Raw genomic sequence first — 22,551 nt, 5'->3', positions numbered from 1 at the left:
CGCAAGGTTGACCAAGTCGCGGACGGCGACCGGCGGTTACGGAAGTAGGTTCGGCCGCATGCCCCCCAATTCCTCCGCACTCCCGGTGCTCCCTTATCGCAAACCCACGCTCGGCCGGGACTACTGGGTCCTCGACGACGTCCTGCCCAATGTCGACGAGGTCCGCGCGCGCTGTCTGGCCAAGGACGACTGGGTCGAGGGATACCCCCGCAAGCCCGAGACCTGGCCGGGCATGCGCACCATGCCGGGCCTGGAACCCGCCGAACTCGGCCGGGTGGAGCGGCTGGTGAAGAAGTCGACCGGCGCCCGCGAGCTCTGGCTCCAGCAGGCACCGGGCGGCGCCACCCTCAACCACAACTGCGTCCAGGTCGTCGGCAAGGACGAGAGCGAGCAGCGCCCGCACACCGACTCACGTGCGCTGTGCCGCTATGCCGCGGTGCTCTATCTCAACCCGGACGTGCCCAAGGACTGCGGTACGAGCTTCTTCCGGCAGAGCCTGCCCGGCGGTGTCCTCGGCGGCAACCAGGTGGCGGCCCCGCACAACAACCTGGCCGAGGCGCTCGGCACCCGGTTCGTGCCGCCGAACTCCTTCACCGAGGACGTCCGCGTCGCGCACAAGTACAACCGGCTGCTCCTGTACAGCGCCAACATGATTCACAGCGCGACCAATTACTGGGGGAGCACCATGGAGGACAGCCGGATGACGGCGGTCTTCTTCTGGATGGCGTGAGCCCGCGCTGACGGTTCGTGCTCAGGGTCTGGTCGCGATGACGACCGTGGCGTACAGCTCGTCGCAGGTCGTCACGCGCGCCACCAGACCGCCCCGGGTCACCGTCTCGACGGCGGTCGGCACCTGGCGCTCGCTCGTCTCGAAGAGCAGATGCCCGCCCGGCGCCAGCCACCCGGCCGCCTCGGCGGTGACCCGGCGCAGCACGTCGAGCCCGTCGCCGCCGCCGTCGAGCGCCACCCGCGCCTCATGGACGCGTGCCTCCGAGGGGAGCAGTTCGATCTCCTCGGTCGGTACGTACGGGACATTGGCCAGCAGGAGGTCCACCCGGCCGCGCAGCCCGGCGGGCAGCGGCGCGAAGAGGTCGCCCTCGTAGACCCGGCCGCCGGCGGCGCCGACATTGCGCCGGGCGCAGGCCACGGCGGCCGGGTCGATGTCCGCCGCGTACAGCTCGGCGCGCCCGATCCCCGCGACGAGCGCCGCGCCCAACGCGCCCGAGCCGCAGCACAGATCGACCACGACCGCGCCCGGACCGGCGAGCGCCACGGCCTGCTCGACCAGGAACTCCGTACGGCGCCTCGGCACGAACACACCCGGGTCCACCTCGACGCGCACCCCCCTGAACTCCGCCCAGCCCAGGACGTGTTCGAGCGGCAGCCCGTCGGCCCGGCGCCGCACCATGGCGTCGAGCTCGGCCGGGGTGCGGGCGGTCGAGAGCAGCAGCTCCGCCTCGTCCTCGGCGAAGACGCAGCCTGCGGCGCGCAGCCGCGTGACGACGGCGGAGTGGGGGAGTGCGGTAATGGGTCTCACCTGGGGTTCGGCGGGCGGAGGACTGCTTGGCGGCGGCAACAGTACCCCCGGCCACCGCGCACCGCCGAGCGATTATGCACAGCAGGCGATGAAGCACGGCACGGGCCACGACCGGGCGGCACACGCGATGCCTGCGCAGCGCTTATGCACCGGCCTGCTTAGAATGCCTGAATGATCTTTATTTGCGTCAAGTTCGCCGTGAAGCCCGAGTACGCCGAGGAGTGGCCCCAGCTCGTCGCGGACTTCACCCACGCGACCCGGGCCGAGCCGGGCAACCTCTGGTACGAGTGGTCCCGCAGCCTGGAGGACCCGAACACCTACGTCCTCGTGGAGGCGTTCCAGGACGGCGCGGGCGAGGCCCATGTGAACTCCGACCACTTCAGGGCCGCCATGGAGACGATGCGCCCGCTCCTGCGCCGCACTCCCGACATCGTCAGCACGACGATCGAGGGTGCGGCGGGATGGAGCGAGATGGGTGAGCTGAAGATCGGCTAGCTCCGGCGTCGCCGGAACGCGGTGGCCGTCACTTCACGGTGACGGTCACCGACGGCGACGTGGTCGTGCCGTCCATGACCCGCAGCTCTTCCTTGGCCTTGGCCGTGAACTTGTGGTCCAGTGAGTAACTGCTGCCCTGCTTGATGGTGGTACTGGGCTGCAGGGTCGTCCACTTGCCCTTGTTCTTGTGCTGGAGCACGACCTTGCTGCCTATGGACAGGCCCTTCGACCGGCCGGTGAAGGTGACCGTGTCGCCCACCTTGACGTCGGTCTTGCTGGCCTTGATGGTCAGCGAACTCGTCGCCGCCGAGGCGTGCTTGCTGCCGCTCGGCGTCGGTTTGGGCGTGGCGGCGGTCGCGATTCCCGTGGCTCCACCGGCCACCAGGGCGAAGGACAGGGCGCCCACTGCTGCCATCCGGGCACAGCGGTTGCTCAGAGTGGATTTCACGATGGTTTCTCCCGTCTCGGCCGACCCCCCGATAGGCCAATTCGTAACCTTTTCCGAGGTTATCCATGGATACGCGCATTCGGCGACCGGTGGCGCCGCACCCCCGCGCTGACCAGGCCCGCTGGGTGCCACCCCTATGCTGAGGGCGATGTTCGCTCCCCAGGGCCCCACCGTCCGTGAACTCGCCGTTCAGGCACTGTCGTCGGTCGAGCACGGCTACGACCTGCTCGCGCCGAAGTTCGACCTCACCCCGTACCGCACGCCCGATGTCGTCCTGGACGCCGTCGCGCGGGCGCTGCGCGAGCTCGGCCCCGTCGATCACGGGCTCGACCTGTGCTGCGGCACGGGTGCGGGCCTGGACGTGCTGCGGCAGGTGTGCCGTGAGCGGGTCGTGGGGGTCGATTTCAGCGCGGGGATGCTTGAGGTGGGCCGGGCGCGGGCGGCCGCCGGGCGTACGGACTGGGTGCGGGCCGACGCCCGCGCGCTGCCGTTCGCGGCGGCCTTCGACCTCGTCGTCAGCTTCGGCGCGTTCGGGCACTTCCTGCCCCGGGAGCGGCCGGGCCTGTTCGCCCAGGTTCGCTCGGTGCTGCGGCCCGGCGGCCGGTTCGCGTTCCCGATCGCCGCCCCGCCCCGCCCTGGCTCGGCGGGGTACTGGGCCCTGCTCGCCTTCGACTCGGCGATGCGGGTGCGGAACGCGGTGTGGCGGCCCCAATTCGTCATGTATTACCGGGACTTCAAGCTTTCCGTAGTCCGCGAGGAGCTGATCCGCGCGGGGTTCGTGGTGGAGCTGCGCGAGCTGCCGGAGGTGGGACGGCGGGCGGACGGTACCCCGCGCTGCCGTCTCGTGGTGGCCACGGCCGTGTGATCGGGGTGTCACCTGCGGCGATGACAACCGGTGACCGCATGGGTGGCGTCGGGTGAGCATCGGTCGTAGCGTGACGGAGGTGCTTTCCACCGGGCCGCAGCCGCACGGCGGCGGCCCGGTGCTCGACAGACTCGGGGTCACGAGGTGAACACCCTTGCCCTCCGTGCACTTTCCTCTGATGCTGCCGCTGGCTGCCGCCGCCTTCTTCCTCTGGCGCAAAGGCGGCACCAAGCTCTCCCACGTGCTGATCTGCGCGGGTTTCGGTTTCTACTTCGCCGACACCGCAGCCGCGCCGTCGCTGCACAGCGCGGTCAACTCGGTCGTCGGCATGCTCAGCCAGCTGGGCTGAGCCCGTCCCGGCGCCCGGCGAGGAACGCGCGCTCGGCCGCGTTGTCGGTACGGGCCATCGCCTCCTCGTACGCCCGCGCCGCCTGAGTGCTGCGGCCGAGCCGCCGCAGCAGATCCGCGCGTACGGCGTGAAAGACGTAATAGCCGTCCAGGTCAAGGCCGTCCACGATCGCCAGCGCCTCGGCGGGGCCCTCGGTCTCGGCCACGGCGACCGCGCGGTTGAGGGCGACGACCGGGCTCGGCGCGAGCGCCAGCAACTGGTCGTAGAGCCGCAGGATCTGGCCCCAGTCGGTGGCGGCGGCCGTCGGCGCGTCGCTGTGCACGGCGTTGATCGCCGCCTGGATCTGGTACGGACCCGGCCGGTCGCGGCGCAGACACACGCGGACGAGCCGCTGTCCCTCGGCGATGAGCGCCGCGTCCCACAGCGTGCGGTCCTGGTCGGACAGGAGCACCAGCTCCCCGCTCGCCGTCGCGCGGGCGGCCCGGCGCGACTCGACGAGCAGCATCAGCGCGAGCAGCCCCGTCACCTCCTCCTCGTCCGGCATCAGCTCGGCGAGCAGCCGCCCGAGCCGGATCGCCTCCGCGCACAGGTCCTCCCGTACGAGCCGGTCGCCCGAACCGGCGCTGTACCCCTCGTTGAAGATCAGGTACACGACAGCGAGGACGGCTCGCAGCCGTTCCGGCAGGTCCGCTTCGTACGGCACGCGATACGGGATCCCGGCGTCGCGGATCTTCGCCTTGGCCCGTACGAGCCGCTGGGCCATCGTCGGCTCCGGCACCAGGAACGCCCGGGCGATCTCGGCCGTGGTCAGCCCGCCGAGCAGCCGCAGGGTGAGGGCGACGCGGGCGCCGGTGGCGAGGGCGGGGTGGCAGCAGGTGAAGATCAGCCGAAGCCGTTCGTCGCGCACGGGTCCCTCCTCGGGCTCCTCGTCCTCGGCCCGCCCGGCCCGCAGCAGGGCCGCCCGCGCCTGCCGGTCGGCCCGGGAGGCCTCCCGGCGCAGCCGGTCGATGGCCCGGTTGCGGGCAGTGGTGATGATCCACCCGGCCGGGCTCGGCGGCGCCCCGGCCGCCGGCCATCGCTCCAGCGCGGTGGTGAACGCGTCCTGGACCGCCTCCTCGGCGATGTCGATATCGCCGAAGACACGGACCAGGACGGCGACCGCGCGGCCGTACTCGGCCCGGAAGACGCGCTCGACGGATGGGCCCGGGGGCGTGCCGGTCGTCACTCCCCGGCCCCGCCCATGAACGGCCGCACCTCGATCGGCAGTGTCGTCGCCTCGGCGGCCTTGCGGCCCCAGCGCAGCGCGGCGTCCAGATCCGGCGCGCTGACGATGCACAGCCCGCCCAGATACTCCTTGCTCTCCGCGTACGGGCCGTCGGTCATCAGCACCTCGCCGTCCTTGACCCGCAGCACGGTGGCCGTGGCGGGGGAGTGGAGTCCCCCTGCGAAGACCCAGGCACCAGCCGCCTTGAGCTCGTCGTGGAAGCTCTCCACGTTCCGCATGATCCCTGCCAGGACCTCGGGCGCCGGCGGGGTTCCCTCGGGCTGCATGACGCTGAGCAGATACTGCTGCATGGTGTCCTCCTCGGCCGCACGACCGGCGCCTTGCCGGTCTCTCACCCTCTATACGAACGGCGCTCCCCGGGATCGACACGGAACACGGCCGAGCCGTGAACTTTTTTCGCCGCCGGCCTTCAGGCGTCCGCGACCCAGCTGCCGTGGAACCCCAGCGGCACCCGTCCCGGCAGATGGATACGGGCCAGCGGTCGCCCGGTGAAGTCCTGTGCCGCCAGAATCAGCAGGTCGGCGGCCCCGCGCTCCGGATTGTGGACATACGCCAGCGCGTATCCGTCGTCCTCGGCGGCCGCCGGTCCGTCGTGCGCCGGGACGAAGACGGCCTCGCCGACGGCGGCGTCGCGGGGGAGCCGGTGCAGCTGCGACGTGCCGCGCAGTAGATCGTGTTTGACCAGGGCGTTGCCGAAGGAGTGGTCCGGGGGAACGCCGTCGGCCGTCAGATACGCCGTGGACATCGCGGCGGCGGCCGCCGTGTACCCGTACCGGTGACGCCGGGACACCAGCGTCTCGTTGACCCGGGGGAACTCCTGCGGCCGGTCGTCGAGCCGCCGGGTACGGACCCGGCCGTGCGCCAGGTCGACCGTCCAGCGGTCCAGGGAGGCGGTCCCGAGCGCGGTCGGCCCGTCGGAGCCCTTCCCGCCGACGAAGAACGGCGCCGGGAAGGTGGTGAGGTCGACGACGACCGTGTCCCCTTCGTCGTACGCGTTGAGCGTGTGCGAGTAGAAGGCGGGCGCGACCTCGAACCAGCGCACGCTGCCGCCCGCGCGCGGCAGCACACCGACGCGCGCCGGGTGCCGGTCGTTCCACACGTACGGCACGGGCGCGCCGGACGCGGCCGCCGCCGCGTCGAAGGTGACCGGGAAGTCGAAGACGACCACATGCCGTTCGGTCAGCGCGAAGTCGTGCATCATCGGGCTGTCGGCCACGGGGATCCGCGTCGTCCGGGCGACCCGTCCGGTCCGGTCGACGACCAGATGACGTACGTGGTCCCAGGTCGGGTAGTAGGCGATGGCATGCAGTTCGTCGGCGTGCGCGTCGTACTTGGTGTGCGCGGTGAACGCGCCGCTCAGGGTGGAGCGGAAGTCGTACGGGCGCAAGGTGTTGAGCTCGCCGTCGAGTTCGTACGGCAGCGGCCCGCTCTCCTGGAGTGCGAGGATGCGTCCCTTGTACGGGATGACGTGCGTGTTGCAGGCGAAGTCGTCCTCGGGGACGGGCCCTTGGTGCGGCTCGCCGAGCTTCTTGGCGACGGCGGCCGACCGCACCCAGCGGTTGCGGTACCACTCGGCCCGCCCGTCCCGCAGCCGCACCCCGTGGACCATGCCGTCCCCGAGCATCCAGTGGTGTGCCCGGGGGTCCTCCAGGCCGAGCACATTGGGGCCGGTGCGCAGGTAACGCCCGTTCAGGGAGCGGGGGATGCGGCCGGTGACGGGGAGGTCGAACGCGGTGAGTTCTTCCGTGACGGGGGCGAAGGGGCCGTGGAGGAAGGGCTGGGAGGTGGCGGCCGTACGGGCCGGCGCGGTCTGTCGTCCACGCGGGACCGCGCCCGCTGTGCCACCGCTCGCGACCAGAAAACCCCCTGCGGCCGCGCCCGCCGCGCCGCGCAACACGTTCCGCCGACTGTGATCACCCATGGCTGAGCCCCCTGCTCCGGTCGTCCGTATCGGTCGCTGACGATCGTCCGCCGGGAGCGGGGGCCGGGTCAGGAGGTCTGGACCCCCGGACGGGGGTGGTGTCAGACCCCCGAAGCAGCTGCACCCGCCCCGGAACCCGTCCAGGTTTTTCGTACGAATTCCAAGGCCAGGTGTTGAATGTGTGACTATTGAGATGATGTGATGCGAGTCACAGATCGGGAAGCCGGGGTCCGTCCCAGGGGCCGTCTGCCGAGGCCGTACGGGCGAAGGAGCCGGAACCGCAGCGCCGGTCAGCAAGGAGCGAGCCGATGTCACCCACCGTCGAACAGTCCGTCCTGGCCCGCCTCGTCACCGATGCGTCCCACCCGGTCACCATCTCGGTGACCCTCGGCTACAGCGCCGCCGACCCATTGGCGGTCGCCATGCTGTTCCCACCCGAGGTCTCGCTCCACGACGAGGGCGTGACCTGGGTCTTCGCCCGCAATCTGCTCGACGGGGGCCTGCGCGGCGAGGTCGGCGCGGGCGACGTCCACCTGTGGCCGAGCAGCCGCACCCGCACCATGGTCGAACTGAGCTCCCCTGACGGCCGGGCGCTCCTGGAATTCGAGACGGCGGCGCTACGGAGCTTCCTCTTCCTGACGTACGCGGCCGTCCCCGCCGATGTCGAGGACCGGGACCTGGACATGGACAGCGCGCTGGCGGAGCTGCTGCGCGAGACCCGCTGAGCGCGCCGCCGCTGGATGCGTGGACATTCGGCTGCGGATCGTGCCGGGCTGATCGCGCAGTTCCCCGCGCCCCTATGGGGCACGCCCGCCAGACGCATTTAGGGGCGCGGGGAACTGCGCGACCGGCCACGCACGGTCCGCAGCCGAACGCATAGCTGCTATTGCCCGCCGCCGAGCAGGGAAGGTATGGCGTCGTCCAGGACCGTGGCGATCCGCGACCACGTCGACGCATCACGCGCGACCGGGTCCAGCACACGCCCAGCCCCCGCACCCCACCCGTTCGCGACACCCACCGCATCCCCACCCGTCGCCGCCGCCAAGGCAACCGCAGCGGCGCCGAGCGCGACCGGTTCGGCGACCCGAGGCACGATGAGGGGCCGCCCCGAGAGCCGCCGCACGGTCTCGACCCACGTACGCCCCCGCGCACCCCCACCGATCAGCCGCAGCGGACGGGCGGCGACGCCCGGGTCGAAGGGGTCGAGCCCGCACGCGCGCAACAGGTCGTCCAGAGCGCGCAGCGCGGTGAACACGGCGCCCTCGTACGCCGCCCCGAGCAACTGGCGCCCCGAGGTCGCATGCCGCAACCCCGTGAGCAACCCGGCGGCGGTCGGCAGATCGGGCGTGCGCTCGCCGTCGAGATAGGGCAGGAACACCGCCTCGCCACCGGGCACCGCGTCATCGCGGTCGAGGCCGAGCAGGGAAGCGACCTTGTCCACGGCAAGAGTGCAGTTCAGGGTGCAGGCGAGCGGTAGGAACGTGCCGTCCGTGGCGGCGAAACCGGAGAGTCCCACCGATGCGGGCCGCGTGCGGGTCGCGGCGAACACCGTCCCGGACGTGCCGAGGCTGAGGACGGGGTGGTCGAGCAGCCCGGTGCCGCCCAGGCCCAACCCCACGGCGGCAGCCATGTTGTCCCCGGTCCCGGCGGCGACGGCGATCCCGGCAGGCAGGCCGAGCGCCTCGGCGGCGGTGGCCGCCAGTGATCCGACACGGGTCGAACCGGTCGCCGCGACCTGCGGCAGCAACGCCACGTCCAATTCGATGAGTTGAAGCAGCTCGGCGTCATAGGCACCCGTCGCCGTCGAGTACCACCCGGTGCCCGAGGCGTCCCCGGGGTCGGTGACGGCGACGCCCGCCAGACGCTCGGTGAGGAAGTCGTGGGGGAGCCGCACCCCGGCCGTGGCGGCGGCGGTCGCGGGCTCGTTCTCGTACAGCCAACGCCACTTCGCGGCGGTCACGGCGGCGACCGGGACCGAACCGGTGCGGGCCGTCCACGCCGAGGGCCCGCCGAGCGCTGCGGTGAGGGCGGCGGCCTGCGGGGCGGAGCGGGTGTCGTTCCAGAGCAGGGCCGGGCGCAGCGGGCGTCCGCCCCGGTCGAGGACGACCAGGCCGTGCTGCTGTCCGGCGACCGCGATTGCGACGACGGCCGAGGCGGGCACGCCCGACTCCTTCAGCCCGGCCCCGACGGCCTCGCGCAGCGCCCGCCACCAGTCCTCGGGGTCGCTCTCGCGGGCCCCGGCCGTGCCGTCGACCCGGTGCGGGGCGCGGCCCACGGCGAGCGTGCGCCCGGTGTCCGCGTCGACGAACAGCGCTTTGGTGGACTGCGTGGAGCTGTCCACCCCGATGACGACCGAGCTCGGCGGCATACGGAAACCTTCCTCGACGGATCCCGAGCAAGGGTCACGAGCGATGCTCGGGTCTCATTTGCACGCGGCAGGAACAAATTAGGTGAACGCCCGGGCTTCCGGAAGTCGCCGCGATCATGCCATATTCGTCATGTCAGAAAACAAATAGCGTACCGAGGTGGCCAGGACAATGACGGAACGCTTCACCCCGACCCCCGAGGACAAGTTCACCTTCGGCCTGTGGACCGTGGGCTGGCAGGGGCGCGACCCGTTCGGCGACGCGACCCGCGCGGCCCTCGACCCGGTGGAGACGGTCCACCGGCTCGCGGATCTCGGGGCGTACGGGGTGACCTTCCATGACGACGACCTCATCCCGTTCGGCTCGTCCGAGGCCGAGCGGGACGCGCACGTCAAGCGCTTCCGTCACGCCCTCGACGCCACCGGGCTCGCCGTCCCGATGGCCACCACCAACCTCTTCACGCACCCCGTCTTCAAGGACGGTGCCTTCACGGCCAACGACCGGGACGTACGCCGGTACGCGCTGCGCAAGACGATCCGCAACATCGACCTCGCCGTCGAGCTCGGCGCGCGGGTGTACGTGGCGTGGGGCGGCCGGGAGGGCGCGGAGTCCGGGGCGGCGAAGGACGTGCGGGTCGCGCTCGACCGGTTGAAGGAGGCGTTCGACCTGCTGGGCGAGTACGTGGTCGGCCAGGGGTACGACCTGCGGTTCGCCGTCGAGCCCAAGCCGAACGAGCCGCGCGGGGACATCCTGTTGCCCACCGTCGGACACGCGCTCGCGTTCATCGAGCGCCTTGAGCGCCCCGAACTCGTCGGCGTCAACCCGGAGACGGGGCACGAGCAGATGGCCGGGCTCAACTTCACCCACGGCATCGCCCAGGCGCTCTGGGCGGGCAAGCTCTTCCACATCGACCTCAACGGTCAGTCCGGCATCAAGTACGACCAGGACCTGCGGTTCGGGGCGGGGAACGTGCGGGACGCGTTCTGGGTGGTCGACCTGCTGGAGTCGGCGGGCTACGAAGGCCCGCGCCACTTCGACTTCAAGCCGCCGCGCACGGAGGACACCGACGGGGTGTGGGCGTCGGCCGCGGGCAACATGCGCACGTATCTGATCCTGCGCGAGCGCGCCGCCGCGTTCCGTGCCGACCCGGTGGTACGGGAGGCGCTGCGCGCGGCCCGCCTCGACGACCTCGCCCGCCCGACGGCTGCGGACGGCCTCGCCGGGCTCCTCGCGGACCGGTCGGCTTTCGAGGACTTCGACGCGGAGGCGGCGGGGGCGCGCGGCATGGCGTTCGAGCGGCTGGATCAGTTGGCGCTGGATCACTTGCTGGGCGTGCGCTGAGCCCTGTTGAGCGCACGCAGGATCAGCGTGACTCGTCCCGCGCCCACCCCGCCGGGTCGTCCAGTACGTCCTCGACCACCAGCGCCGCCGCGCCCCGCGCCGCGTCTCCCGCCGCCGACGAGGCGCGCAGCCTGCCGCTGCCCCGGGACCACAGGCCCGACACCACGCGTTCGGCCAGTTCGGCGTCGGCCGGGGGCGACAGCCAGGGCAGCAGGGAGCGGTAGATCCCGCCGAGCACGACGGCCTCGGGGTCGAGGAGGTTGACCGCGCCGGAGAGCACCCGGCCCAGCATCAGCCCGGCCGTGGAGAGGGCCGCGACCGCGCGCTCGTCGCCCGCGCGGGCCCGGCGCTCCAGTTCGGCGACGCCCGCCGCGCCGGAGTTCTCGTCGATGCCCGCCGTACGCAGCAGTGCCAGCTGGCCCGCGTACTGCTCCAGGCAGCCGCGCGCCCCGCAGCGGCACGGGGGACCGGCCGGGTCGAGCGGCACATGGCCGATCTCTCCGGCGAAGCCGTGGGCGCCGCGCAGGAGTTCGCCGCCGAGCACCAGCGCGCCGCCGACCCCGATCTCGCCGGATACGTAGAGGAACGTACGGGCTTCGTCGCGGCCGCCGAACCAGAGCTCCGCGAGGGCCGCCAGGTTGGCCTCGTTCTCGGAACGCACCGGCAGCGCGCGCGTGCCGGGGCGCAGTGCGGTGAGCGCCTGCGCGAACAGGTCCTGCGCGGGCACCTGGTTCCACCCGAGGTTGGGCGCCTGGCGCACTTTCCCCGCAGCCACCAGACCTGGGAGTGCGAGCGTCACCCCGGCCGGGCGCAGCTCCTGCTGGTGGGCCGAGTCCAGGGCCCGTGAGGCGATCCCGGCCGCGCGGGCCAGGACCTCGGCGGGCGCGGCGCCCCGGTTGTCCAGATGCTCGGTGAGTCGCACTCGATCGGTTCCGGCCAGGTCGACGACGCACACGGTGACGTAGTCGACGTTGATCTCGACCCCGGCTCCGGCGGGTCCGGTCCGCGCGGGCTTGAGCACCGTGCCCGGCCGCCCGGCCTGGCCGCTGAACGTCTTGCCCGACTCGGTGAGGCAGCCGCTCTCCAGCAACTGCTCCACCAGCGACGACACGGCGGCCCGGGTCAGTCCCACCCGCGCCGCGACGGCGGCCCGGGTCGTCTCGCCCTCGTCGTGGACCGCCCGGAGCACCAGGCTGAGGTTGTGCCGCCGCACGGTGTCCTTGTCGGCCTTGGGCGCCAGCGGAGTGGGGTTGCTCTTCATCTCGCGGCCGAGCCTATGCGATCGGACAAGCGCCGCAGTTGACCGATCCGGCGCCACTCGAACGCGACTCGCGTCCCGGTCGCTAGTTTTTGACACGGAGTCCGATCGGGGAGGTCGGACACGGGGCCGCCCGGCGCGACCGGTGCGCGGGGCGGCGATATCTCTTTGAAGGGCATGACCATGAGTGAGAAGACCATCCAGACGCTGCCGGCCGACGAGACCTTCGCGGTCCCGGCGAGCGCCGAGAGCGTCGAGCGGGCGGCCGAGGCCCTGCGCGGCAACGGCTTTGCGGTGCACATAGTGGACACGGCGGCCGACGCCCGCAAGCTCGTGAACGAGGCCCTGCCCACCGACAAGTCGGTCTTCGCGGCGACGAGCGAGACCCTGCGGCTCTCCGGCATCCAGGCGGACATCGACGAGTCGGGCCGCTTCAAGAGCATGCGCGCCGAGCAGGCCGACTGGGACCAGCGCGGCGCCCGCCGCGACGACGTGCGCACCTCGCGCTCCGCGCCCGACGTGGTCGTGGGCAGCGTGCACGCCGTCACCGAGGACGGGCGTCTGGTCACCGGCTCGGCCAGTGGCAGCCAGCTCGGCGCGTACGCGTTCGGCGCGGGCAAGACGATCTGGGTGGTCGGTGCCCAGAAGGTCGTCGCCGACCTGGACACCGCGCTGCGCCGTCTGGAGACGTACTCGCTGCCCAAGGAGGACGTCCGCGCCCAGACCGTGATGGGCCAGCGCAGTGTTCTCGCCAAGATCCTCATCAACGGCCGCGAGGTCATCCCGTTCCGCAGCACGGTCGTCCTCGTCCGCGAGGCGATCGGCTTCTGAGCCCTCCCGCCGAGGGCCGTTGGCCAACGGCCCCTGAAGACCGCCCGAGCCGCCGTACGGACCGTCACCGTGCGGCGGCTCTTGCTTGGCACATCACTGCAATATCTTGCGGAGGTTTTTGCGGGCGACGGGGAGCGAGGTTTCCGCCATATGTCGAGGTGGTGTCCAAGGGGTTGACCGAAAGCTGTCGGCCGCTTTACGGTCTCGACCGCAACCTGTTGCCGGTTTTTTCAGCAAGAACATTCAGCAACTGCTCCGTCACCCGCGTCCCGCACGGAGGATCCCCCCATGGACGGTCGGACCCGCAGCACCCCCCGCACCCGCAGACCACTCGCCGCCGCTCTCGCCCTGGTCGGGGCGGCCGGCGGGCTCGTCGTCGGCTCTCCGCAGGCCCAGGCGGCGGCGCCCGGCCCCAAGGACGTGACCGCCGTCCTGTTCGAGTGGAACTTCGCCTCCGTCGCCAAGGCGTGCACCGATGAACTCGGCCCGGACGGCTATGGATACGTCCAGGTCTCGCCGCCCCAGGAACGTATACAGGGCGACCCGTGGTGGACCGCCTACCAGCCCGTCAGCTACAAGATCGGCAGCCGTCTCGGCGACCGGGCCGCGTTCCAGGCCATGGTGAACACCTGCCACGCGGCGGGCGTCAAGGTGGTCGCCGACTCGGTGATCAACCACATGACCAACGCGTCGGGCACCGGCTCGGCGGGCTCGTCGTTCACCAAGTACGACTACCCGGGCACCTACTCGGCGGCGGACATGGACGACTGCACCTCGCCGGTCACCAACTACCAGGACCGCTGGAACGTCCAGCACTGCGAGCTGGTCAACCTGGCGGACCTCGACACCGGCGAGGAGTACGTCCGCAAGACCATCGCCGGGTACCTCAACGACCTGCTCTCGCTCGGCGTCGACGGCTTCCGTATCGACGCGGCCAAGCACATCCCCGCCGACGACCTCGCCAACATCAAGTCGCGGCTGACCAACCCGGGCGTCTACTGGAAGCAGGAGACGATCTACGGCGCGGGCGAGGCCGTGCAGCCGACCGAGTACCTCGGCACCGGCGACGCCCAGGAGTTCCGTTACTCCTGGGACCTCAAGCGGGTGTTCAACAACGAGAAGCTCGCGTATCTGAAGAACTACGGCGAGGGCTGGGGCTATATGCCCAGCGGTCAGGCGTCGGTGTTCGTCGACAACCACGACACCGAGCGCGGCGGCCAGACCCTCAACTACCGGGACGGCGCCAGGTACACGCTCGCGCATGTCTTCATGCTGGCCTGGCCCTACGGCTCCCCGGACGTCCACTCCGGCTACGAGTTCAGCAGTACGGACGCCGGTCCGCCCAACAGCGGCCAGGTGAACGCCTGTTACCAGGACGGCTGGAAGTGCCAGCACGCCTGGCCCGAGATCCGGTCCATGGTGAAGTTCCGCAACACCGCGAGCGGGGCGGCGGTGAGCAACTGGTGGGACGACGGCAACAATGCCATCGCGTTCGGCCGGGGCGCCAAGGCGTTCGTGGCGATCAACCACGAGGGCTCGTCGCTCACCCGGACCTTCCAGACCTCGCTCGCGGCGGGCGGCTACTGCGACATCCAGAGCGGGAAGCCGGTCACCGTCGACGGCTCGGGGCAGTTCACCGCGACCCTCGCCCCGGACACCGCGCTCGCGCTGCACGTGGGCGCCAGGACCTGCTAGCGCCACGAACACTGCCGGGAACACCGCGATGAACACCTCGCGCGGCTGAGCCCCCACGGCCGGGCCGCCCGGCGCGTCCAGTCGGCGCCGGGCGGCCCAACGGCCCCCGCACCCATCCACGTACGACCGAGGAGTTCCCGGTGATCCCCCTGCGCAGAACCGCGGTCGCGCTTGCGGCCGCCCTGTGCGCGGCGCTCGTTCCCGCGCTGCCCGTCTCCGCCGTGCCACGGCCGCCGGCGCCGCCGAGCGACGCGCGGCTGGCCGCCGAGCCCGCCCGTCATGACGCCACGCGGGAGCAGTTCTACTTCCTGCTGCCGGACCGGTTCGCCAACGGGGACACCTCCAACGACCGCGGCGGACTTACCGGTTCGCGGCTGCAGACGGGGTACGACCCCACCGACAAGGGCTTCTACCAGGGCGGGGACCTCAAGGGGGTCACCCAGCGGCTCGACTACATCAAGGGGCTCGGGACGACGGCCATCTGGCTCGCCCCGATCTTCAAGAACAAGCCGGTGCAGGGCACGGGCAAGGACGTCTCGGCCGGCTACCACGGCTACTGGATCACCGACTTCACCCAGGTCGACCCGCACTTCGGCACCAACGCCGAGCTCGCCCACCTGATCGCCCAGGCGCACGCCAAGGGCATGAAGGTCTTCTTCGACGTCATCACCAACCACACGGCCGACACCGTCGACTACGCCGAGAAGCAGTACGGCTACCGCTCCAAGGGCGCCTACCCGTATCTGGACACGGAGGGCCGCCCCTTCGACGACCGCGCGGGCATCCCGAAGGTGAACGCCGCGTCCTTCCCGTACACCCCGGTGGTCCCGGCCGCCGAGAAGAACGCGAAGGTGCCGGCCTGGCTCAACGACCCGACGATGTACCACAACCGGGGCGACTCGACGTTCGCGGGCGAGAGCGCCGAGTACGGCGACTTCTCCGGGCTCGACGACCTGTGGACCGAACGGCCCGAGGTCGTCAGCGGGATGGAGCGGATCTACGAGAAGTGGGTCGGGGAGTTCGGCGTCGACGGGTTCCGTGTGGACACGGTCAAGCACGTCGACATGGACTTCTGGACGCAGTGGGCGACGGCCCTGGAAGCGTATGCGGCCCGGCACGGGCGGCCGAACTTCTTCCTCTACGGCGAGGTGTACTCCGGGGACCCGGCTATCACCTCCCCGTATGTGACGAAGGGCAGGCTGGACGCGACGCTGGACTTCCCGCTCCAGCAGGCGATGCGTGGCTACGCCTCGCAGGGCGGCTCGGCGGGGGACCTGTCGGCGGTCCTCGGTCAGGACTACCGCTACACCACCGACAAGGCCAACGCCTATGAGCAGGTGACCTTCCTCGGCAACCACGACATGGGCCGCATCGGCTCCTTCCTCCTCCAGGACAACCCGAAGGCCGACGGCGCCGAGCTGCTGCGGCGCGCCGAGCTGGCCCATGAGCTGATGTTCCTCAGCCGGGGCAACCCGGTCGTCTACTACGGCGACGAGCAGGGCTTCACGGGCCCGGGCGGCGACAAGGACGCCCGTCAGACCATGTTCGCCTCCAAGGTCGCCGACTATCTGGCCGACACCGAGATCGGTACGACCCGTACGCACGCGAGCAGCGCTTTCGATCCGGAGCACCCGCTCTACAAGGAGATCGCTGCTCTCTCCAAGCTCCGCAAGGAGAACCCGGCGCTCGCCGACGGTGTGCAGACCGAGCGGTACGCGGCCACGGGCAAGGGCGTCTACGCGTTCTCGCGCACCGACGCGAAGAGCGGCACCGAGTACGTCGTCGCGGTTAACAACGCGACCGAGGTGAAGAGCGCCGAGTTCGCGACCGGCTCCGCGAACACCGCCTTCCAGGGCGTCTACGGAGCCTCCGACACGGCCACCACTTCCGCCGACCGGCGCATTTCCGTACGCGTGCCCGCCCTGTCCGCCGTCGTCTACAAAGCCACCAAGTCCCTCGGCGCCCCCGCTGTGAAGCCCTCGCTCATGCTGCGGGCCCCGGCCGCCGGTGCCACCGGTGACATCGAGATCGCGGCGGACGTCGACGGCGGCCAGCTGAACCGGGTGGTCTTCGCCGCCCAGGTCGGCAACGCCAAGTGGCAGGTGCTCGGCTCCGCCGACCACGCCCCGTACAAGGTGACCCAGCATCTTCCCGGCACGGTTGCCGCCGGAACTCCCGTGCGCTACAAGGCAGTTGTGGTCGATTCGGCCGGGCACACCGCGAGCGCCACCGCCGTGACGACCAGTGGCACGCCCGCCGCCGACCCCGTGCCCACCGCCACCAGCCGCGACTACGCGATCGTCCACTACAAGCGCCCCGCCGGCGACTACGCCGACTGGCGCCTTTACGCCTGGGGCGACCTCGCCGACGGCGAGTCGACCACCTGGCCCGCCGGCCATGACTTCGTGGGCCGGGACGCCTATGGCGCCTTCGCGTACGTCAAGCTCAAGCCGGGCGCGTCGAGCGTCGGCTTCCTCGTGGTCGACAAGAACGGGAACAAGGACGTCGCCGCCGACCGCACCATCGACCTCTCCAGGACCGGCGAGGTCTGGGTCGAGCAGGGCAAGGACGGTCTCGCGACCACGCCGCCCGCCGGGGCCCACCCGCCGCAGGACACCACCAAGGCCGTCGTCCACTACCACCGCGCGGACGGCGACTACACCGGCTGGGGCATGCACACCTGGACCGGCGCCGCGTCGCCGACCGACTGGGCCAACCCGCTGAAGCCCGTCCGTACGGACGCCTTCGGCGCGGTCTTCGAGGTGCCGCTCAAGGACGGGGCGAGCAGCCTGAGCTACATCGTCCACAAGGGCGACACCAAGGAGTTCGCCACCGACCGGTCCCTGGACTTCTCGACGTACGGGCACGAGGTGTGGCTCCTGGACGGCGTCGAGAAGTACCTGCTGCCGTCGGTCGCGGGCTCCGCCGCCGACCTCGATCTGACCAAGGCCAAGGCACAGTGGATCGACCGTGACACCGTCGCCTGGGACACCGGGACCACGGCGGCGAGCTACCAACTGGTGTACGCGCCGAACGGCGGCCTCGCCGTCAAGGACGGCACCCTCACCGGCGACGGCCGCTGGCTGCGGCTCATCCCCGTCAAGGGCGGCCTCACCGACGCCCAGAAGGCCAAGTTCCCGCAGCTCAAGAAGTACGCGGCGTTCACGGTCGACCCGCGCGACCGCGCCCGTGTCACCCAGGCCCTCACCGGCCAGATCGTCGCCACCCAGCGCCTGGACAACGGCGCGCTGCTCGCGGCCACCGGCGTCCAGACCCAGGGCGTCCTCGACGACGTGTACAGCCCGGCGGCGGCCAAGGCCGCGCTCGGCCCGGTGTTCCACGGCGGCCGTCCCACCCTGTCGCTGTGGGCCCCCACCGCCCAGCGGGTCGCGCTCGAACTGGACGGCCACACGGTCGCGATGCACCGTGACAGCGCCTCTGGCGTCTGGTCGGTGACCGGCCTCAAGGGCTGGGCGGGCAAGCCGTACCGGTACGCCGTGACGGTGTGGGCGCCCAGCGTCCAGAAGGTCGTCACCAACCTGGTCACCGACCCGTACTCGACCGCGCTCACCACCGACTCGGCCCGCAGCCTCGTCGTCGACCTCGCCGACCCGAAGCTCGCGCCCAAGGGGTGGGCCACGCTGCGCAAGCCCGCCGCCGTGCCGCTGCGCGCCGCGCAGATCCAGGAGCTGCACATCCGCGACTTCTCCATCGCGGACCCCACGTCCCACCACCCGGGCCAGTACCTGGCGTTCACGGACACCGGCTCGGACGGCATGAAGCACCTGACCCAGCTCGCCCGCTCGGGCACCTCGTACGTACACCTCCTGCCCGCCTTCGACATCGCCACGATTCCCGAGAAGAAGTCCGACCAGGCCGTCCCCGCCTGTGACTTGAAGGTGTACGCGCCGGACTCGACCGAGCAGCAGGCGTGCGTGGCGAAGAGCGCCGCGAAGGACGCGTACAACTGGGGTTACGACCCGCTGCACTACACCGTGCCCGAGGGCTCGTACGCCAGCGACCCCGAGGGGACGCGGCGCACGGTCGAGTTCCGGCAGATGGTGCAGGGCCTGAACGGGGCCGGGCTGCGCACGGTGATGGACGTGGTCTACAACCACACCACCGCCAGCGGCCAGGCCGACCACTCGATCCTCGACAAGATCGTGCCCGGCTATTACCAGCGGCTCCTCGCGGACGGCACGGTGGCCACCTCCACCTGCTGCGCCAACACCGCGCCCGAGAACGCCATGATGGGCAAGCTCGTCGTGGACTCGGTGGTCACCTGGGCCAAGCAGTACAAGGTCGACGGCTTCCGCTTCGATCTGATGGGCCATCACCCCAAGGCCAACATCCTGGCCGTCCGCAAGGCGCTCGACGCGCTGACCCTGGCCAAGGACGGCGTGGACGGCAAGAAGATCGTGCTGTACGGGGAGGGCTGGAACTTCGGGGAGGTCGCCGACGACGCGCGGTTCGTGCAGGCCACCCAGAAGAACATGGCGGGCACCGGCATCGCGACCTTCTCGGACCGGGCGCGCGACGCGGTGCGCGGCGGCGGCCCCTTCGACGAGGACCCGGGCGTCCAGGGCTTCGCCTCGGGCCTGTACACCGACCCCAACTCCTCGGCCGCCAACGGCACTGTGGCCGAGCAGCGGTCCCGGCTGCTGCACTACCAGGACCTGATCAAGGTCGGCCTCTCCGGCAGCCTGGCCGCGTACACCTTCACCGACACCTCGGGCCGTACGGTCAAGGGCGCGGACGTCGACTACAACGGCGCACCGGCCGGATACGCCGCCGCCCCCGGCGACGCGCTCGCCTACACCGACGCCCACGACAACGAGTCGCTGTACGACGCGCTGGCCTTCAAGCTGCCGCAGTCGACGTCGCCGGCCGACCGGGCCCGTATGCAGGTGCTCGCGCTGGCGACCGCCGCGCTCTCGCAGGGTCCGGCGCTCTCCCAGGCCGGTACGGATCTGTTGCGCTCCAAGTCCCTGGACCGCAACTCCTTCGACAGCGGCGACTGGTTCAACGCGATCCACTGGGACTGCAAGGACGGCAACGGCTTCGGCCGCGGTCTGCCGCAGGCGGCGGACAACAAGTCCAAGTGGGCTTACGCGAAGCCCCTGTTGACGGCGTCCACGCTCACCGTCGGCTGCCCGCAGATCAACGGCGCCTCCGCCGCGTACCAGGATCTGCTGAGGATCCGTACGACGGACCCGGCGTTCCGTCTCGCCACCGCCGCCGAGGTGCAGGCCGCGCTCTCGTTCCCGCTCTCGGGCGAGGACGAGACCCCGGGTGTGATCACCATGCGGCTCGGCGGCCTGGTCGTCGTCTTCAACGCGGCCCCGGACCGGCAGACCCAGCGGGTGGTGGACCTGGCGGGCAAGGCGTACGCCCTGCACCCTGTCCAGGCATCGGGCGCCGACACGACTGTCAAGTCCTCGTCGTACGAGGCGAGTTCCGGCACCTTCGCCGTGCCCGCGCGCACGGTCGCCGTGTTCGCGCAGCGGTAGCTCCGAAAGAGACGGGCCGTCCTCCCCGGACGGCCCGTCTCAGCCTTCCGTGACCCGTACGAGCACGCCCCGCTCATCGCGTTCGTACCGTCGGCGGCGGTTCTTCTCCAGCTTGCGGGCGACCTCGTCGTCGAGGTCGACGCCGTTCATCTCGGCCAGCGCCACCAGATAGAGGAAGACGTCGGCCAGCTCCTCGCCGAAGTCGGGCAGCCGCTTGCGCCAGGCGGTGAACGCCTCGCCCATCTCGGCGCTCAGCAGACCGAACTCCAGGGGCACGTCGGTGACGTTGAACCCCTTGTCGATCTTGTTCTCCCAGGCCTGCTCCTGAGCGCTCCGGATCTCCAAGCTGCCCTCCGTACGTGCGGCCCCCGCCCGGCCAGCCTAACCCGGTTCAACACCGCGCCCCGAGCCGCCGATAGGAGAGGGACGGCGCGACGGCGAGGGGTACGGAACATGCTCAACGAGTGGCATACGGCGGCCAACATCGGGGCCGGTCTGGGCTACGGCGCGATCATCGGCCTGGAGCGCCAGTGGCGGGCCCGGATGGCGGGCCTGCGGACCAACGCACTGGTGGCGGCGGGCTCCGCGCTCTTCGTGCTGCTCTCGATCTACGGCTTCGCGGGCGCGACCAGCAGCACCGGCTACGACGGCTCGCGGGTGGCCGCGCAGATCGTCTCCGGCATCGGTTTCCTCGGCGCCGGTGTGATCATGCGCGACGGGCTGAGCGTACGCGGTCTGAACACCGCCGCCACCCTGTGGTGTTCGGCGGCGGTCGGCGCGCTCGCGGGGGCCGGTCTGTACGGGGTGGCCGCGCTCGGGACGACCGGGGGTGGTCGGGGCGAACCTGCTGCTGCGGCCGCTGGGGCGACGGCTCGACCGCGAGCCGCACGGCGGGGTCGAGGTCGGTACGGACTATCTGTTCGAGGTGGTGTGCGCCGAGCCGGAGGAGGCGCATGTGCGCACGCTCGCCGTGCAGGCCCTGTCCCGGCCGGGCTTCCGGCTGCGCTCGGTGCTCAGCCAGGACGCCGACACCCCGGGCAAGGTCACCGTGGCCGCCGAGCTCACCACCGAGCGCCGCGACGACAGCATGCTCGAAGAAGCGGTGAGCAGGCTGTCGTTGGAACCGGCTGTTTCGGCTGTGAGCTGGACCGTGCTGCACCACCCGGACGACAACGACGACGAGGAGTACCCCGGCGAGTCCCGGCGCCGCCGCTACCGGGTCCGTAACTTCTTCAACCACCCCTGACGAACAAATTCGGACCCCCGCGTTCAGCTTTCGAAGCGATCTTCATGTAAAACAGTGCGGGACCGGTCAATGACAGTGTGTACTGGGCACGTTCGCCTCCCGGGGCGCGCGTGCGCATGCCCTCCTTCTGATCCCCCCTGAAGGTCCATTAGATGATTGAGATACCGGACCTGGCCGCCGGAGGCCTGGCGGCCGGGACCCTGTCCGCGTTCGTTCTGGGGGGCGGGCTGCTGCGCTCCCGACGCCGGGTGGCCCGCCAGCAGGAGGAGATGGCCTCGCTGCGCTCCCAGGTGGAGGGCGCGCGCGGCGAAGTGGGCCGGGTCTCCCGGGCGTACGCCGCCGAGGTCGCCCATCTCGCCGAGCGGCGCGTGGCGGCCGAGGCGACGCGGGCCGCGCATCCGCATGTGCAGGTGCCGGGCCCGCTCCACCCCGATGTGGCGGGCACCGAACTCGGCGCGGGCCTGGACGGCGTTCTCGCAGGCGTCCTCGCCGCCGTCACCCAGGAGCGCAAGCGCGTAGACGCCGCCGCCCGCGCGGGCATGCGCGGCGCCACCCGCGAGATCCAGGCCGGTCTCTACCGCCTCCAGGACCAGCTGCGCGGCCTCCAACGGCGCTACGACGACCCCGAGCTCGCCCAGACGCTCTTCGAACTCGACCACGAGAACGAGCAGTCGCTGCGCCGCGCCCAGGTCACCGCCGTCGTCTGCGGCGCCTGGGTCGGGCTCGCCCGCGAGGAGTCGCACCTGGTGGACGCGGTGACCGGCGGCCAGTCCCGGCTCGTCGGCTACCACCGGGTCCGCGTCCACAACCATCTGGAGCCGGGCACCGCGCTCGTCTCGCACGCCGTCGAGCCCGTCGCGATCATCGTCGCCGAACTGCTCGACAACGCGCTGCGCCACTCCGCGCCCGACACCGAGGTCGTGGTGAACCTGGAGCGCGCCCACCACGGCGTCTCGGTCACCGTCGACGACGCCGGGGTCGGCATGAACGCCGACGAACGTGCCTACGCCCAGCGGATGGTGGCCGGGACCGACCCGATCCTCCTTTCCGAGCTGGGCGATCCGCCCCGGATGGGCCTGGCCGCGATCGGCCAGCTGACCCGGCAGTTCGACCTCTCCGTCGACCTGTCCTCGCCCTCGCCGTACGGCGGAGTGCGCGCGGTGCTGCTGGTCAAGAACCATCTGCTGAGCCGGATCGACCCGGCCGAGCGCCCGCCCGCCGCGGCCGCCCCGCGCTCGACGCGCCAGGCCGAGGCGCAGGCCGCCGCGCACCCCGCGCTCCCGCCCGCCCCGGCCCACGCGGCCCCGTACACGCCCGAACTCGCCCCGTACGCAGGCGGCGCGATCACTCACGAGAGCGCGCCCGACGGTGACGCGCTGCCCCAGCGGCGGCGCCGCAGCCGGG

Annotated in this window: 18 protein-coding genes and 2 pseudogenes; 12 read left to right on the top strand and 8 right to left on the bottom strand. The window is 71.4% G+C overall.

Features of this window, described 5'->3' with window-relative positions; translation table 11 throughout:
* Window positions 1-58: 58 nt before the first annotated feature.
* Window positions 59-730, top strand: coding sequence for a DUF6445 family protein (locus BG418_RS16240; RefSeq protein ID WP_188274595.1), 672 nt, complete (start codon window positions 59-61; stop codon window positions 728-730).
* A 21-nt stretch (window positions 731-751) separates the two neighbouring features.
* On the opposite strand, the gene BG418_RS16235 is transcribed toward BG418_RS16240, so the two are convergent.
* A complete protein-coding gene (locus BG418_RS16235) occupies window positions 752-1,528 on the bottom strand; it encodes a putative protein N(5)-glutamine methyltransferase (protein ID WP_188274793.1) in 777 nt (258 codons plus the stop codon).
* 180 nt (window positions 1,529-1,708) lie between these two features.
* Between BG418_RS16235 and BG418_RS16230 the strand changes: the two genes are divergently transcribed.
* Window positions 1,709-2,032: a putative quinol monooxygenase gene (locus BG418_RS16230; protein ID WP_188274594.1), complete on the top strand. Its 324-nt coding sequence runs from the start codon at window positions 1,709-1,711 to the stop codon at window positions 2,030-2,032.
* Window positions 2,033-2,060: 28 nt separating this feature from the next.
* On the opposite strand, the gene BG418_RS16225 is transcribed toward BG418_RS16230, so the two are convergent.
* Window positions 2,061-2,480 carry a hypothetical protein gene (locus BG418_RS16225; protein WP_317453667.1) on the bottom strand — a complete coding sequence of 140 codons (420 nt, stop codon included), beginning with the start codon at window positions 2,478-2,480 and terminating at the stop codon, window positions 2,061-2,063.
* 148 nt (window positions 2,481-2,628) lie between these two features.
* Here BG418_RS16225 and BG418_RS16220 point away from each other — a divergent pair, with 148 nt between their 5' ends.
* Both BG418_RS16220 and BG418_RS16215 read left to right on the top strand, forming a co-directional pair.
* Window positions 2,629-3,345: a class I SAM-dependent methyltransferase gene (locus BG418_RS16220; protein WP_188274593.1), complete on the top strand. Its 717-nt coding sequence runs from the start codon at window positions 2,629-2,631 to the stop codon at window positions 3,343-3,345.
* 163 nt (window positions 3,346-3,508) lie between these two features.
* Complete coding sequence (locus BG418_RS16215; protein WP_317453666.1) at window positions 3,509-3,694, top strand: hypothetical protein; 186 nt, start codon at window positions 3,509-3,511, stop codon at window positions 3,692-3,694.
* Here the strand turns inward: BG418_RS16215 and BG418_RS16210 are convergent.
* From BG418_RS16210 to BG418_RS16200, 3 genes are all read right to left on the bottom strand, one after another.
* Window positions 3,678-4,919, bottom strand: a complete 1,242-nt coding sequence (locus BG418_RS16210) for an RNA polymerase sigma factor (protein WP_188274592.1) — start codon at window positions 4,917-4,919, stop codon at window positions 3,678-3,680. The two genes, BG418_RS16215 and BG418_RS16210, sit on opposite strands and share 17 nt — an antisense overlap.
* Window positions 4,916-5,269, bottom strand: coding sequence for a YciI family protein (locus tag BG418_RS16205; RefSeq protein WP_188274591.1), 354 nt, complete (start codon window positions 5,267-5,269; stop codon window positions 4,916-4,918). Before BG418_RS16205 ends, BG418_RS16210 begins: the two co-directional genes overlap by 4 nt.
* Before the next feature lie 119 nt (window positions 5,270-5,388).
* Complete coding sequence (locus tag BG418_RS16200) at window positions 5,389-6,900, bottom strand: carotenoid oxygenase family protein (RefSeq protein ID WP_188274590.1); 1,512 nt, start codon at window positions 6,898-6,900, stop codon at window positions 5,389-5,391.
* Window positions 6,901-7,208: 308 nt separating this feature from the next.
* On the opposite strand from BG418_RS16200, the gene BG418_RS16195 reads away from it, so the two are divergent.
* Window positions 7,209-7,625 (top strand): SsgA family sporulation/cell division regulator, encoded by a 417-nt coding sequence (locus BG418_RS16195; protein WP_188274589.1) that lies wholly within the window; start codon window positions 7,209-7,211, stop codon window positions 7,623-7,625.
* Window positions 7,626-7,783: 158 nt separating this feature from the next.
* Here BG418_RS16195 and xylB read toward each other — a convergent pair whose 3' ends face one another.
* Entirely contained in the window at window positions 7,784-9,268 is a 1,485-nt protein-coding gene (xylB, locus tag BG418_RS16190) for a xylulokinase (protein ID WP_188274588.1), read from the bottom strand.
* 169 nt (window positions 9,269-9,437) lie between these two features.
* On the opposite strand from xylB, the gene xylA reads away from it, so the two are divergent.
* Window positions 9,438-10,607: a xylose isomerase gene (xylA, locus tag BG418_RS16185; RefSeq protein WP_188274587.1), complete on the top strand. Its 1,170-nt coding sequence runs from the start codon at window positions 9,438-9,440 to the stop codon at window positions 10,605-10,607.
* A gap of 22 nt (window positions 10,608-10,629) precedes the next feature.
* Here xylA and BG418_RS16180 read toward each other — a convergent pair whose 3' ends face one another.
* Window positions 10,630-11,868 (bottom strand): ROK family transcriptional regulator, encoded by a 1,239-nt coding sequence (locus BG418_RS16180; protein WP_188274586.1) that lies wholly within the window; start codon window positions 11,866-11,868, stop codon window positions 10,630-10,632.
* Between the two features lie 180 nt (window positions 11,869-12,048).
* Between BG418_RS16180 and BG418_RS16175 the strand changes: the two genes are divergently transcribed.
* The 3 genes and pseudogenes from BG418_RS16175 (at window position 12,049) to pulA (ending at window position 19,901) form a co-directional block, all read left to right on the top strand.
* A complete protein-coding gene (locus tag BG418_RS16175) occupies window positions 12,049-12,696 on the top strand; it encodes an LUD domain-containing protein (RefSeq protein ID WP_223184933.1) in 648 nt (215 codons plus the stop codon).
* Between the two features lie 288 nt (window positions 12,697-12,984).
* Window positions 12,985-14,388, top strand: a pseudogene (locus BG418_RS16170) (alpha-amylase family protein); the annotation flags it as partial.
* Between the two features lie 143 nt (window positions 14,389-14,531).
* Window positions 14,532-19,901, top strand: coding sequence for a pullulanase-type alpha-1,6-glucosidase (gene pulA / locus BG418_RS16165; RefSeq protein ID WP_188274583.1), 5,370 nt, complete (start codon window positions 14,532-14,534; stop codon window positions 19,899-19,901).
* A 39-nt stretch (window positions 19,902-19,940) separates the two neighbouring features.
* Here pulA and BG418_RS16160 read toward each other — a convergent pair whose 3' ends face one another.
* Complete coding sequence (locus BG418_RS16160; protein WP_188274582.1) at window positions 19,941-20,246, bottom strand: MazG-like family protein; 306 nt, start codon at window positions 20,244-20,246, stop codon at window positions 19,941-19,943.
* Window positions 20,247-20,354: 108 nt separating this feature from the next.
* Between BG418_RS16160 and BG418_RS40895 the strand changes: the two are divergent.
* The 3 genes and pseudogenes from BG418_RS40895 to BG418_RS16150 form a co-directional block, all read left to right on the top strand.
* Window positions 20,355-20,663: pseudogene (locus tag BG418_RS40895) on the top strand (MgtC/SapB family protein); the annotation flags it as partial.
* A 67-nt stretch (window positions 20,664-20,730) separates the two neighbouring features.
* Window positions 20,731-21,147 carry a hypothetical protein gene (locus BG418_RS40890; RefSeq protein WP_317453681.1) on the top strand — a complete coding sequence of 139 codons (417 nt, stop codon included), beginning with the start codon at window positions 20,731-20,733 and terminating at the stop codon, window positions 21,145-21,147.
* A 152-nt stretch (window positions 21,148-21,299) separates the two neighbouring features.
* Window positions 21,300-22,551: ATP-binding protein (locus BG418_RS16150; RefSeq protein ID WP_223184931.1), on the top strand; the 1,252-nt coding region annotated here is incomplete at its 3' end.

Source organism: Streptomyces sp. CBMA152, from assembly GCF_014596475.1.
Lineage (GTDB): Bacteria > Actinomycetota > Actinomycetes > Streptomycetales > Streptomycetaceae > Streptomyces.
The sequence above is the reverse complement of the archived record's forward strand: the minus strand, read 5'-3'. Positions and strand labels throughout refer to the sequence as shown.